Below are 13,103 nucleotides of genomic sequence, written 5' to 3'. Positions count from 1 at the left end.
CTCCCTATCGTGACGGTCAAGGCCCCTCGTTTCAAGGAGAACACACCATGACCGTCCCCACCATTCGCAGCCTCTTGCTGGCCCTGGGCCTCGTCGCCGTCGCCGCGCCAGCCCTGGCCGCTGCAAAGGACGATGCGATGCTCAAGCTGGCCACCGGCAGCGGCTGCATGACCTGCCACCACGTCGAGCCCGGCGCCAAGGGTCCCGACGGGCTCGCGCCGATCGGCCCGGCCTGGCGTGACGTGTCGGCCAAGTACAAGGGTCAGGCGGGCGCCGAGAACCAGCTCACCGCCACCGTGCTGTCCGGCTCCAATCCCTACGACAGCCACTGGAAGGGCAAGGCCAGCGGCCTGGCGATGCCGCCCAACCGGGTCGCGATCACCGAGCCGGATGCGCGCAAGCTGGTGCAGTGGATCCTGAGCCTGGACGCGAAGAAGTAGGCATCGCGCCGGGCGCGTCCGGCGGCCCGGCGTCCGGCTCTGGTGCACCAACGGTGACCCCCGCAGTGCCGACGTGATCGCGGAGTGGCCGCTGCGACAATTCGGCATGCTCCGCTTCGAACTGCTGCACACCGAGGGCCACGCGCGCCGTGGCCGCCTCACGCTCAACCACGGCGTCGTCGAGACGCCGATCTTCATGCCGGTGGGCACCTACGGCACCGTCAAGGGCGTGATGCCGAGTTCGCTCGACGCCATGGGCGCGCAGATCATCCTCGGCAACACCTTCCACCTGTGGCTGCGTCCAGGGCTGGACGTGCTGCGCCGGTTCGGCGGCCTGCACCGCTTCGAGCACTGGCCCAAGCCCATCCTCACCGACAGCGGCGGCTTCCAGGTCTGGTCGCTCGGCGCAATGCGCAAGATCAGCGAGGAGGGCGTGAAGTTCGCGTCACCGGTCAACGGCGACAAGCTCTTCCTGACGCCCGAGACCAGCATGCAGATCCAGACGGTGCTGAACTCCGACATCGTGATGCAGTTCGACGAGTGCACGCCCTACGAGACCGCGGGCCATCTGACGACCGAGCAGGAAGCGCGGGCGTCGATGGCGCTGAGCCTGCGCTGGGCGGCGCGCTGCCAGGCCGAGTTCGCGCGGCTGGAGAACCCGAACGCGTTGTTCGGCATCGTGCAGGGGGGCATGTTCGAGAACCTGCGCGAGGCTTCGCTCGACGCGCTGGTGGCGATGGACCTGCCGGGCTACGCGGTGGGCGGTGTCAGCGTCGGCGAACCGAAGGACGAGATGCTGCGCATCATGGCGCACACGCCGCAGCGCCTGCCGGCGCACAAGCCGCGCTACCTGATGGGCGTGGGCACGCCGGAGGACCTGGTCGAGGGCGTGGCCTGCGGCGTCGACATGTTCGACTGTGTGATGCCCACGCGCAACGCCCGCAACGGCCACCTGTTCACCCGCCACGGCGACTTGCGGCTGCGCAACGCGCGCTACAAGACCGACGAGCGGCCGATCGACGAGAGCTGCAGCTGCACCGCCTGTGCCGGCTTCAGCCGCGCCTACCTGCACCACCTCGACCGCTGCGGCGAGATGCTCGGGCCGATGCTCGCCAGCATCCACAACCTGCACTACTTCCTGAACCTGATGCGCGAGGTGCGCGAGGCGCTCGACGCGGAGCGCTTCGAGGCCTGGCGCGCGCAGTTCGCGGCCGACCGCGCGCGCGGCGTCTGATGCCCCGCGCGTTCACGCCGCCAGCATCGCCGCCACGCGCTCGCGCAGTCGGTCCGGCGTGACCTCGGCCGCCGCCAGCGGCGCGCCGGCGCTCAGGCCGACGCGGCTCCACAGCCCACGCCGGAACGGCTGCGTCATCGCGGCACCGCTGGCGCGCGAGAAGAACGAACCCCACAGGTCGTGCAGCGCCAGCGGCACCACCGGCACCGGGTGCGTTGCCAGGATATTCATCACGCCGCCCTTGAAGGGCTGCAGCGTGCCGTCCCGGGTGATGCCCCCTTCGGGGAAGATGCACAGCAGCTCGCCCTCGCCCAGCACCTTGCGGGCTTCGGCGAAGGCGCGCTCGTAGGTCGCCGGGTCGTCCTTCTGCGGCGCGATGGGGATCGCCTTGGCCAGGCGGAACAGCCAGCCGAGCACCGGCGCCGCGAAGATGCGGTGGTCCATGACGAAGCGGATCGGCCGCGGGCTCGCCGCCATCAGCAGGATCGGGTCGACGAAGCTGACGTGGTTGCACACCAGCACCGCCGCGCCCTCGGTCGGGATGTGCTCGTCACCGCGAATGCGGAAGCGGTACATCAGGCGCGTCGCGATCAGCGCGATGAAGCGCAGCAGGTACTCCGGCACCAGCAGGAAGATGTAGGCCGCGACCACGGCGTTCAGCAGCCCGGTGACGAGGAAGATCTGCGGGATCGTGCAGCCTGCCTTCAGCAGCGCCCCGGCCATCACGCTGCTGGCGATGATGAACAGCGCGTTGAGGATGTTGTTGGCGGCGATGATGCGCGCGCGGTGCGTGGGCGGCGAGCGCAGCTGGATCAGCGCATACATCGGCACGCTGTACAGGCCGGCGAACAGCGCGAGCAGCGCCAGGTCGGCCATCACGTGCCAGTGCCAGGGCTCGCGCACGAAAGCGCTCACCGTGGCGATGCTGCCGGTCGGCGCATGGCCTCTTGTCGCGAAGTAGAGGTCGATCGCGAACACGCTCATGCCGATCGCGCCGAACGGCACGAGGCCGATCTCCACGTGCCGGCGGCTCAGCATTTCGCACAGCAGCGAGCCGATGCCGATGCCGACCGAGAACACCACCAGCAGCAGCGAGGCGACGCGTTCGTCGCCGCCCATCACGTCCTTTGCGAACGACGGGAACTGGCTCAGGAACACCGCCCCGAAGAACCACATCCACGAGATGCCGAGCAGCGAGCGGAACACCACCGGGCTGCGGCGCGCGAGCATCAGGTTGCGCCAGGTCTCGGTGACCGGGTTCCAGTTGATCACCAGGCCCGGGTCGGTGGGCTTCGATGCCGGCACGAACTGCGCCGCCAGGCGTCCGAGCAGTGCGACGCCGATGCAGCCGAACGCCACCTGGTGCCGTCCGACCTCGGGCACCGCGATCAGCAAGCCGCCCACCACGTTGCCGAGCAGGATCGCGACGAAGGTGCCCATCTCCACCATGCCGTTGCCGCCGGTCAGCTCGCGCTCGCCCAGGTGCTGTGGCAGGTAGGCGAACTTGACCGGCCCGAACAGCGTGGAGTGCAGGCCCATCAGCACCACGCAGGCCAGCAGCACCGGCACGTTCGCGACCCAGAAGCCCCAGGCCGCCAGCGCCATGATCGCGATCTCCAGCGTCTTGACGAAGCGGATCACGCGCGTCTTGTCGAACTTGTCGGCCAACTGGCCCGAGGTGGCCGAGAACAGCAGGAAGGGCAGGATGAAGAGCGCGCCGATCACCAGCCCGGCCAGCGCCGGCGGCAGCCACTCGACCTGCAACTGGTAGGTCACCAGCACGGTGAAGGCGAACTTGAACAGGTTGTCGTTGCCGGCGCCGAGGAACTGGGTCCAGAAGAACGGCGCGAAGCGTCGCTGCGTTAGCAGCGCGAACTGGTTCGGCGGGTGCAGGGTGTCGCTCAAGCGGGCTCCGGGTCGGGCGGTGGCGACGCGCAGCTTAACGGTTGCCAATCGGCGGCACCGGCGCAACGCCCAGGAAACGGCGCCTGCAGGAAGATGCCGCCAGCACGGCCCTCGCCGGGGGGGCGCCGCACCGGAACGAGCAGACTTTACGTCTCGTGATTGATAGTGATTCGCATTTAATGGCTTACACTGAGCTGCAACTTTCGCGGAGGTCATGCTGCGGTCCGAAGACCGGCCGCAGTGCATGGCCCCCGGTGCGACGAGACCCGGATGCATGCGCAAGACCGACACCCCCCAGCGCGCCTACTGGCTGAAGACGCTGCACCAATGGCACTGGATCAGCTCGGCGATCTGCCTGCTGGGCATGCTGCTGTTCAGCGTCACCGGCATCACGCTCAACCATGCCGCGCAGATCGGCGCTCAGCCGCAGGTCATGACGCGCGCGGTGCAGCTCCCGGCCGGTCTGCGGGCCCTGCTGGCCGAGGGCGCGCCGGCAGGCGACCACCAGCAAGTGCCGCTGTCGGCCGCCCTGGTGCGCTGGCTGTCCGAGCAGCTGGCCGTCGACGTGGACGGGAGTGACGCCGAGTGGTCGTCCGAGGAGGTCTACGTGTCGCTGCCGCGCCCCGGCGGCGACGCCTGGCTGCGCATCGACCGCGAGAGCGGCGCGGTCGAGTACGAGCGCACCGACCGCGGCTGGATCTCCTACCTCAACGACCTGCACAAGGGGCGCCACACCGGCCTCGCGTGGTCGTGGTTCATCGACCTGTTCGCCGTGGCCTGCCTGATGTTCTCGGTCACCGGCCTGTTCATCCTGAAGCTGCATGCGGCCAACCGGCCGACCACCTGGCCGCTCGTCGGCCTGGGGCTGGTGATCCCGCTGCTGCTCGCCCTGCTGTTCATCCACTGAAGAAGGCCCTGCCATGCACTTGCGTTACTCCATCGCGCTGAGCGCCGCGGCGCTCGGTGCCCCCCCGCTGTTCGCGGCCGATCTGGCGGTCGGCGTCGAAGTGCCGCGCCTGAGCGTTGCCGAGTACCACCGTCCCTACGTGTCCGTCTGGATCGCGCGGCCGGACCAGAGCACCGCCGCCAACCTGGCCGTGTGGTTCGAGCAGAAGAAGCCCAATGCCGAGGGCCGCAAGTGGCTGAAGGACCTGCGCCAGTGGTGGCGCCGCAGCGGCCGCGAGCTGCAGCTGCCGGTGGACGGCGTGACCAGCGCGACGCGCCCCGTGGGCAAGCACAAGCTCGCCTTCAGCGACGGCGCCGCGCCGCTGGGCACGCTGGCGGCCGGCGACTACCAGCTGATGGTCGAGGCTGCGCGCGAAGACGGTGGCCGCGAGCTGCTGGCCATCCCGTTCCAGTGGCCCCCCGCCAAGCTGCAGCAGCTCACGGTCCAGGGCAAGAGCGAGCTCGGCGAGATCAGTCTCGAGCTCAAGCCCTGAGCGCCGGGCACCCCAGCGCCGCCCACCCTTTCCAGGAGAGATGTCCATGCTTCGTTCCCCGTTCCCACGCGCCGTGGCCGCGGCCCTCGCGTTTGGCCTGAGCGTGTCGCTCGTGCACGCCCACAGCGCCTTCCTGCTGCCGTCCAGTACCGTGCTGTCCAAGCCGCAATGGATCACGGTCGACGGCGGTGTCGGCACCGACATGTTCTTCTTCAACCACGCGCCGCTGCGGCTCGACGGCCTCGCCGTCACCGCGCCCGATGGCAGTGCGGTGACGCCGGAGAACCTGCTGGTCGGCAAGCTGCGCAGCGTGTTCGACCTGAACCTGACCCAGGCTGGCACCTACCGCATCGCCAACGGCTTCAGCGGCGTGACCGCGCGCTACAAGGACAAGGCCACCGGCCAGAACAAGGGCTTCCGTGGCAGCGCAGCGAGCTTCGCGACGGACGTGCCGGCCGATGCCGAGGAGCTGCAGGCCAGCGAGTCGGTCAGCCGCGTGGAGACCTTCGTCACCGTCGGCAAGCCCAGCGCGATCAAACCGACGGGCGCGGGCCTCGAACTCGTCGCGCTCACGCACCCGAACGACCTGTACAGCGGCGAGCAGGCCACCTTCGCATTCCACATCGACGGCAAGCCGGCGGCCGATGTGGACATCGAACTCGTCCCCGGCGGCAAGCGCTATCGCGACAAGCTCGGCGAAACCACGCTGAAGACCGACGCCCAGGGCCGGGTCACGGTCCAGTGGCCGCAGCCCGGTCTGTACCGCCTCGAGGCCAGCGCGCGGGACAACCGGACCACGCTCAAGCAGGCCAAGGAGCGCCGGCTGCTGTACGCCGTCGTGCTGGAAGTGCTGCCGCAGTAAGGCACGCCTCGATCGCCGCATGACCCGCATGTCCTTCGCCGAGCCCCTGCCGCTGGCCTACCGCTACGGTGCGCCCGCGCGCCCGATGCCGGCCGTGCAGGAACTGGGCGGCCCGACGATGGGCACGATCTGGAGCGTGAAGTACTGGCGCCCGCTGTCCGCGCTGGCCCCGGCGCGCCGCGAGGTCCGCGAGGCGGCCGAGGCCGCGCTGGCAACCGTGGTCCGCCAGATGAGCACCTGGGAGACGGACTCGGACTTGAGCCGCTTCAACCGCGCCGCGCCCGGCCGCTGGCAGAAGCTGCCGCAGGCGTTCTTCACCGTGCTGCACTGCGCGCTCGAACTGGCGCGCGACACCGGCGGTGCCTACGACCCGACGGTGGGCCCGGCCGTCAACCTGTGGGGCTTCGGTCCCGACCCGGTGCGGCGCACCGCGCCGTCGGACGCCGACCTGCAGGCCGCGCGCGCGCGCATCGGCTGGCAGCGCGTGCTGCTCGACCCGGTCCAGCGGCGGGCGCGGCAGGCAGGCGGCAGCTACCTCGACCTCTCGTCGATTGCGAAGGGCCATGCGGTCGACGCGGTCGGGCAGGCGCTGCGGGGCCTGGGCTGCGTCAACGCGCTCATCGAGGTCGGCGGCGAGTTGCTCGGTCTGGGCCGACGGCCCGACGGCCAGCCATGGCGGGTGGCGGTCAAGCTGCCCGGGTTGGCGCGGGGCGAGGGCCCGGTGCTGGCGCTGCCCGGTCTCGCGGTCGCGACCTCGGGCGACGACTTCCGCCGCTTCATGGCCGACGATGGCCAGCACCATTCGCACACCATCGATCCGCGCACCGGCCGGCCGGTGCGGCATGCGCTGGCGTCGGTGACGGTCGTCCATCCGCAGTGCATGCAGGCCGATGCGCTGGCCACTGCGCTGACCGTGCTCGGCCCCGACGCGGGCTGGACCTACGCCGAACGGCGCGGGCTGGCGGCGCTCTTCATCCGCCGCGCCGCGGACGGCCACGAGCTGCGCCCGACCGCCGGCTTCGAAGCGCTGCTGGCATGACGCTGCCCGACGATGCGCTGCGCTCGCTCGCGGCAGGCGGCGTGGCGCTGTCCTACCTCGGCCTGTGCGCCGGCACCTGGCGGGCCCACCGGGCGCGGCGCTCGCAGGCCGAACGCGCAGCGGTGGCGCTGACACCCGCGGCGGCCGGCGTGCGACCGGTGCTGGTCGTGCACGCGAGCCAGACCGGTACCGCCGAGCAGATCGCCTGGCAGACGGCGCGCGCGCTGCACACGGCCGGCGTGCCGGCACGCATCGCCAGCCTGTCGCAGCTGCAGGCCGACGAGTTGCGTGCGGCCGAACGCGCGCTGTTCATCGTCAGCACCTACGGCGAAGGCGACCCGCCCGATGCCGCGGCCGCGTTCGCCCGCCGCGTGATGACCAGCGACATCGCGCTCGACGGTCTGCATTGCGGCGTGCTCGCGCTCGGCGACTGCGGCTACCAGCACTTCTGCGGCTTCGGCCGCGCGCTCGATGCCTGGCTGCGGCAACGCGCCGCGCAAGCGATGTTCGAGCGCATCGACGTCGACAAGAGCGACGCCGCCGCGCTGCTGCAGTGGCAGCGCCACGTCGCGCGCCTGGCCGGCACCAGCGACCTGCCGGACTGGCAGCTCGCGGCCGCGTTCGAGCCGTGGCGGCTCGCGGTGCGGCGGCGGCTCAACCCGGGCAGTGCCGGCGGCCCCTGTTTCCACCTCGAACTCGAACCGCCGGCCGGCGCCGCGCCGCCGGACTGGCAGTCGGGCGATCTCGTGCAGGTGCTGCCGCCCGGCGATGCGCAGCGCCCGCGCGAGTACTCGGTCGCCTCACTGCCGACCGACGGCCGCGTGCACCTGCTGGTGCGCCAGGAGCGGCACGCCGACGGCGGGCTGGGTGTGGCCTCGGGCTGGCTCACCGAACAGGCAGCGCCGGGCGACGAGATTGCGCTCAGGCTGCGCGCGCACGGCAACTTCCGCCTCGGCGACAACGCCCGGCGGCCGCTGATCCTGGTCGGCAACGGCACCGGCCTGGCCGGGCTGCGCGCTCACCTCAAGGCACGGGCCGCGGCCGGGATCGGTGCGAACTGGCTGGTGTTCGGCGAACGCCAGGCCGCGCACGATGCCTACTACCGCGACGAGATCGCGGTCTGGCAGGCCGGCGGCGTGCTGGAGCGCGCGGACCTCGTGTTCTCGCGCGACCAGCCCGGCAAGCGCTATGTGCAGGACTGCCTGCGCGAGCAGGCCGGCCTGCTGCGCGACTGGCTCGCGCGTGGCGCGGCGCTGTACGTCTGCGGCAGTCTGGTCGGCATGGCGTCCGGCGTGGAGGCAGCGTTGGCCGACACGATCGGCCGCGAGGGCGTCGACCGCCTCATCGAAGACGGCAGGCTGCGGCGAGACGTGTACTGATGCGGCAACCCCCACCCATCGAACACGAACGACCGCAACGAGTCGAAGGAAGCCGGGCCTGCCGCCGTCACACCTCGGCCCACTGCCGCAGCAGGTTGTGATAGTGCCCGGTCAGGCTCACCACCTCGTCGCAATCGCCCAGTTTCTCGCGCAGCTTCTGCACGTCCTGGTCGAGTTCGAACAGCAGCTGGCGCTGCCAGTCGTCGCGCACCATGCTCTGCGTCCAGAAGAACGAGCACACGCGCGCACCGCGCGTGACCGGTTCCACGCGGTGCAGGCTGGTCGACGGGTAGAGGATCAGGTCGCCCGCCGGCAGCTTCACTTCGTGGGTGCCGTAGGTGTCCACGACCACCAACTCGCCGCCGTCGTAGTCGTCGGGGTCGCTGAGGAACAGCGTGCTCGACAGGTCGGTGCGCAGCCGCAGGTTCGTGCCCGGTACCGAGCGCACCGAGCCGTCGATGTGCAGCCCGTAGTGCTCGCCGCCTTCGTAGCGGTTGAACAGCGGCGGCACGCTGCGCAGCGGCAGCGCGGCCGAGACGAACAGCGGGTGGTCGAGCAGTGCCTTCAGGATGAGCTCGCCGAGCTCGCGGCCCACCGGCGACAGCTCGGGCAGCTGGCGGTTCTGCTTGACCTGGGCGCCCTGCGGGCCCACGGTGGCGCGGCCGTCGACCCAGTCCGCGGTGTCGAGCCGGGCGCGGATCTCGGCGACCTGCGCGCGTGTCAGGACCTCGGGCACGTGCAGCATCATGATCGCTGGCCTTTCAATGAAGCGAGCCTCTCCGGGGAGAGGCTCGCGAGTGTCGCATCCCGCCGGGATACGTCGGTGGCTGCAGCCGCTCAGAAGCTGAAGTTCGCGGTCAGCAGCGCGTTGCGTTCAGCGCCCGGCACGTAGCGCGAGCCGCCGTTGTTGAGCGCGGCGATGTACTCCTTGTCGAACAGGTTGTAGACATTGAGCTGCAGCGAGAAGTTCTTCGTCACGTCGTAGGCCAGCATCGCATCGGCCACCCAGTAGTCGGGCGTGGTGACCAGATTGCTGGTGACGACGAGGTTGCTGCTGCGCGCCACGGTGTCGACATAGCGCGCACCGCCGCCGACGGTCAGGCCGAAGGGCAGCTTGTAGGTCACCCAGGAGGTGAACGTGAGCTTGGGCGAGAAGACGATCACGCCGCCCTGGTTGGCACCCGTGCCGGCCGGCACGCCCTGGATGATCTGCGGGTCCATGTAGGCCAGACCGGCGCTGAGGCTGAGGGCCGGCGTGATCTGACCGATCAGTCCCAGCTCGGCGCCGTCGACGCGGCGCTTGCCGACCTGCGAGAAGCTCGCGGGCGTGGCGCCGTCGGACACCAGTTCGTTCTTGTTCTCGCTGCGGTAGACCGCGGCGACCGCCGACAGCCGGCCGTCGAGCAGGTCCCACTTGCTGCCGACCTCGATGTTGCTGCCTTCCTGCGGGTCGAGGTCCGGCCGGTTCGCGCTGTTGGCCGTGCTGGCCAGCGAGAAGTTGCTGCCGCCCGGCGGCTGGTAGGAATTGGACACCGTGACATAGACGCTGCCGTTCGGCGCCGGCTTGAAGACCGCGCCCACCTTCCAGCTCAGCAGGGTGTCGGTCAGGCCCAGCTGCGGGTTCTGCACCAGCGATTCAGGCGAGGTGTTCGTCTGGGCCGTGAAGGTGGAGCTGTTGGTCTCGGTGTGGAACTTCTCCCAGCGCACACCGCCGTTGAGCAGCCACTGCTCCGACAGCTTGAGCGTGTCGAAGGCGTAGACCGCCGCGCTCAGCGTGCTGCCGTTGGCGTAGGCGCCCTTGTAGGGTGGCGTCAGGAACACGTCGCCGACGCTCGGCGCGTACAGATTGGCCTGCGGCTGCCGCAGCGAGGCCGGCAGGGTGGTGTTGGTCAAGGTCTGCGGTGTCGCGGTGCGCTGGCGTTCGTAGATCAGTTCGAAGCCGGTCGACAGCGAATGCTGCACCGCGCCGGTCGCGAACTCGGCGTTCAGGTTGGTCTGGTTCGTCAGGATCTCGTTGTTCTGGTGCTTGCCCTGGCGCGTGCGGGCGACCGTGTAGGTCGCCGGGTTGCCGCTGGTGGTGGTCACCGCGTTGACGCCGGTCACGAGCAAGTCTTGCTCGGAGCGGCCGAGCCGGGTCGTGTTGCGCAGCGTGTAACCCGGCGCGATGTCGTGCTCGATGCGCGCGGTGAACTGGTCCACACTCACCTCGTCGAAGTCGTTCAGCGAGCCGTAGTAATTCTTGGAGTTCACGGCCGGGCCGGTGGCGGCGGAGATGTAGCCAGGCAGGCCGAAGGTCGACACGCCGCCATCGGGCCGGTTGTCGTGCTCGACGTGCAGGTAGCTCAGCACGGTGCGCGTCGGCGTGCCCAGCCCGAAAGCCAGCGAGGGTGCGAAGCCCCAGCGCTTGCTCTTCACCTCGTCGCGGCCGGGGGTGCCGTAGTCCTGTGCCATGACGTTCAGGCGCAGCGCCGAGCCCGGGACCGCCAGGTCGAGTGCACGGTTCAGGTCGACAGTTGCGCGCTTGCGGTCATCGGTGCCGAGCGAGACGCTGGCGTTGCCGAAGTTCTGGAGCTGCGGCGACTTGGAGATCAGGTTGACGTAGCCGGACGACGCGCCGCGGCCGTTGTCGGAGCCGGACGGGCCCTTGATCACTTCCACCTGTTCGATGTTGAATGTATCGCGCGAGATGCTGCCCAGGTCGCGGATGCCGTCGACGAAGATGCTGGCCGAGGTGTCGAAGCCGCGCAGGAAGATCGCGTCGCCGGTCTGCGTGTTGCCGTTCTCGCCCATCTGCAGCGTGATGCCGGGGGTGTTGCGCAGCGCCTCGGTCAGCGAGGTGGCGCCCTGCTGCTGCAGCACTTCCTTCTTGATGACGGTGATGGTCTGCGGCGTGTCCACCAGCGGCTGGGTGAACTTCGGCGAAGCCGACACGTCGGCCTTGATGCCGTTGTCGGCAGCCGACTTCGCCTTGATCTCGGGCAGCACCTGGGTGCTGGCGGGCGCCGCGGCCGCCTCGGCGGGTGCCGCGGCCTGTTGAGCGTGCACCGCAGCCGGAATGGCCAGCGCGGCGAAGGCGGCGGCGGCCGACTGGGTCCGGCGCAGGGGGTGGGCGTGTTTGCGGGCCTGGATGTAAGCCATGGGTTCTCCTCGGTGGGTATCGAAAGGGCGCAGGAGGCTGGCTCTCTGCAGCGATCTCGACCGCGGTTCGACGCGAGGAGAAGCAGATGGCTGACCGGCATGCAGTCAGCGTTCGACTGCAATCAGATAGTTATGATAATTATTCTCATTAAGATTTGTCAAATTGTTGTCAAGTCATGTGACCGGCATCCGACAGTCGGGACCGACCGGCATCTGGAACAGCCACGCCAAGATGTCAACTTGAAAGTTGGCGGTCACTCATTGACCAGCCGCCGCCCAGCGCCTTGAAGAGGTCCAGCGCCGCAGTCAGCCGTGACAGCCGCAGCTGCGCCAGCTGGTCCAGCGAAGAGAACAGCGTGCGTTGCGCGTCGAGCACGCTGGTCAGGTCGTCGGCGCCTTCGCGGTAGCGCAACTCGGCCAGCCGCAGCGAGCGCTGTGCCTCGTCGCGGATCGCCAGCTGGGCCTGCTCCTGCCCGCGGTTGCGCACGGCGTTGCCGAGGGCGTCCTCCACTTCCTTGAGCGCGGTGTAGATCGCGCTGCGGTAACCCTCGACCAGCTGCCGGCGCGCCGACTCGCCGAGGGCGACCTGGTTGCGCAGCTGCCCGCCATCGAACAGCGTCTGCACGATCGACGCGGTCAGGCCGATGCTGGACGACGGGTTGGCCAACGACAGCAGGGCGGTGCTCGCCAGTCCGGCCGAGCCGGACAGCGACACGCTGGGCAGCAGGGCGGCGCGGGCTGCCGCCACGTCGGCAGCGGCCGTGGCCAGCTGGGCCTCGGCGCTGGCCAGGTCGGGGCGGCGCACCAGCAACGCGGAGGGCAGGCCGACACCCACCGCGGGGATCGCGAAACGGTCGAAGCTGCGGGTCTCGACCTGCAGCGTTTGTGGCGGTCGGCCGAGCAGGATGGCGAGCGCGGTGACCGTCTGGCGCTCCTGGACTTCCAGCGGCTCCAGCGTGGCGCGCTGCGACAGCACCGTGATGCGCTGGCGGCTCACGTCCAGCGCCGAGGCCGCGCCGTTGCGATAGCGGGATTCGACGATGCCGAACACGCGCTCGGCAATGGCGAGGTTGTCGTGCGCGATCTCGAGGCGCATGCGCAGCGCGAGCACCTGGAAATAGGCGCTGGCGACGCCGGTGGTGAGCGACAGCCGGGCGGTCTCGAGGTCGTAGCGGCTCGCCGCCAGCGAGGCCTCGGCGCCCTTTACGCCGGCGGCGAGCCGGCCCCACAGGTCGATCTCGTAGCTGACGCCGAGCGACACGCTCGACGACTTGGCTGTGCTCGCGTCGAACCCCGGTCCCGGATCGGCGCGCCGGGCGCCGGTGCTGCCGGCCACGCTGACCGACGGGAACAGCGTCGCGCCCGCACTGCGCACCGCGATCTCGGCCTGCTGCACGCGCTCGGCGGCGATCGCCAGCGTCGGGCTGCCGGCCTGGGCGGCGTCGATCAACTGCGCCAGCTCGTCGGACTGGAAGCCGCGCCACCAGTCGTGCTGCAGGGTGCTGTCGCCGCTGGCGACTTCGTTCCAGCGCGACGGCATGTCGAGCGTGGGCCGGGTGTTGTCGATGGCCGTCGCGCAGCCGGCCAGGGCCAGCGCCATCAGCAAGGCGGCGGCGCGCGCACCGGGTACGGGGAAGGAAGAATGGGAGGGCATGGGTCGGGGCGGG

The 13,103-nt window shown here is 70.1% G+C and carries 11 protein-coding genes; 7 read left to right on the top strand and 4 right to left on the bottom strand.

What is annotated here, in order from left to right:
• Positions 1-47: 47 nt before the first annotated feature.
• Together ACQY9S_RS16035 and tgt are read left to right on the top strand one after the other, a co-directional pair.
• Positions 48-440, top strand: coding sequence for a c-type cytochrome (locus tag ACQY9S_RS16035; protein ID WP_428420960.1), 393 nt, complete (start codon positions 48-50; stop codon positions 438-440).
• Positions 441-546: 106 nt separating this feature from the next.
• Positions 547-1,674 (top strand): tRNA guanosine(34) transglycosylase Tgt, encoded by a 1,128-nt coding sequence (gene tgt / locus ACQY9S_RS16030; RefSeq protein ID WP_428420958.1) that lies wholly within the window; start codon positions 547-549, stop codon positions 1,672-1,674.
• A gap of 12 nt (positions 1,675-1,686) precedes the next feature.
• On the opposite strand, the gene ACQY9S_RS16025 is transcribed toward tgt, so the two are convergent.
• On the bottom strand, positions 1,687-3,795 hold the full coding sequence (locus ACQY9S_RS16025) for an MFS transporter (protein WP_428420956.1): 2,109 nt from the start codon (positions 3,793-3,795) through the stop codon (positions 1,687-1,689).
• A 58-nt stretch (positions 3,796-3,853) separates the two neighbouring features.
• Here ACQY9S_RS16025 and ACQY9S_RS16020 point away from each other — a divergent pair, with 58 nt between their 5' ends.
• The 5 genes from ACQY9S_RS16020 to ACQY9S_RS16000 are packed head-to-tail and all read left to right on the top strand — an operon-like array spanning position 3,854 to position 8,298.
• A complete protein-coding gene (locus ACQY9S_RS16020) occupies positions 3,854-4,486 on the top strand; it encodes a PepSY-associated TM helix domain-containing protein (RefSeq protein ID WP_428420955.1) in 633 nt (210 codons plus the stop codon).
• 13 nt (positions 4,487-4,499) lie between these two features.
• Positions 4,500-5,018, top strand: coding sequence for a DUF2271 domain-containing protein (locus ACQY9S_RS16015; RefSeq protein WP_428420953.1), 519 nt, complete (start codon positions 4,500-4,502; stop codon positions 5,016-5,018).
• Positions 5,019-5,064: 46 nt separating this feature from the next.
• A complete protein-coding gene (locus tag ACQY9S_RS16010; protein ID WP_428420952.1) occupies positions 5,065-5,880 on the top strand; it encodes a DUF4198 domain-containing protein in 816 nt (271 codons plus the stop codon).
• A 28-nt stretch (positions 5,881-5,908) separates the two neighbouring features.
• Positions 5,909-6,919, top strand: a complete 1,011-nt coding sequence (locus ACQY9S_RS16005) for an FAD:protein FMN transferase (protein WP_428425780.1) — start codon at positions 5,909-5,911, stop codon at positions 6,917-6,919.
• Positions 6,916-8,298: a sulfite reductase subunit alpha gene (locus tag ACQY9S_RS16000; RefSeq protein WP_428420951.1), complete on the top strand. Its 1,383-nt coding sequence runs from the start codon at positions 6,916-6,918 to the stop codon at positions 8,296-8,298. The genes ACQY9S_RS16005 and ACQY9S_RS16000 overlap by 4 nt, the downstream gene beginning before the upstream one ends.
• A 67-nt stretch (positions 8,299-8,365) precedes the next feature.
• On the opposite strand, the gene ACQY9S_RS15995 is transcribed toward ACQY9S_RS16000, so the two are convergent.
• The 3 genes from ACQY9S_RS15995 to ACQY9S_RS15985 form a co-directional block, all read right to left on the bottom strand.
• A complete protein-coding gene (locus ACQY9S_RS15995) occupies positions 8,366-9,046 on the bottom strand; it encodes a Fe2+-dependent dioxygenase (RefSeq protein ID WP_428420950.1) in 681 nt (226 codons plus the stop codon).
• 89 nt (positions 9,047-9,135) lie between these two features.
• Positions 9,136-11,436, bottom strand: coding sequence for a catecholate siderophore receptor Fiu (locus tag ACQY9S_RS15990; RefSeq protein ID WP_428420948.1), 2,301 nt, complete (start codon positions 11,434-11,436; stop codon positions 9,136-9,138).
• 235 nt (positions 11,437-11,671) lie between these two features.
• Positions 11,672-13,090 carry an efflux transporter outer membrane subunit gene (locus ACQY9S_RS15985; protein WP_428420946.1) on the bottom strand — a complete coding sequence of 473 codons (1,419 nt, stop codon included), beginning with the start codon at positions 13,088-13,090 and terminating at the stop codon, positions 11,672-11,674.
• Positions 13,091-13,103: the final 13 nt, after the last annotated feature.

The organism is Methylibium sp., from assembly GCF_965279545.1.
In the GTDB taxonomy this organism is placed as follows: domain Bacteria; phylum Pseudomonadota; class Gammaproteobacteria; order Burkholderiales; family Burkholderiaceae_C; genus Methylibium.
The sequence above is the reverse complement of the archived record's forward strand: the minus strand, read 5'-3'. Positions and strand labels throughout refer to the sequence as shown.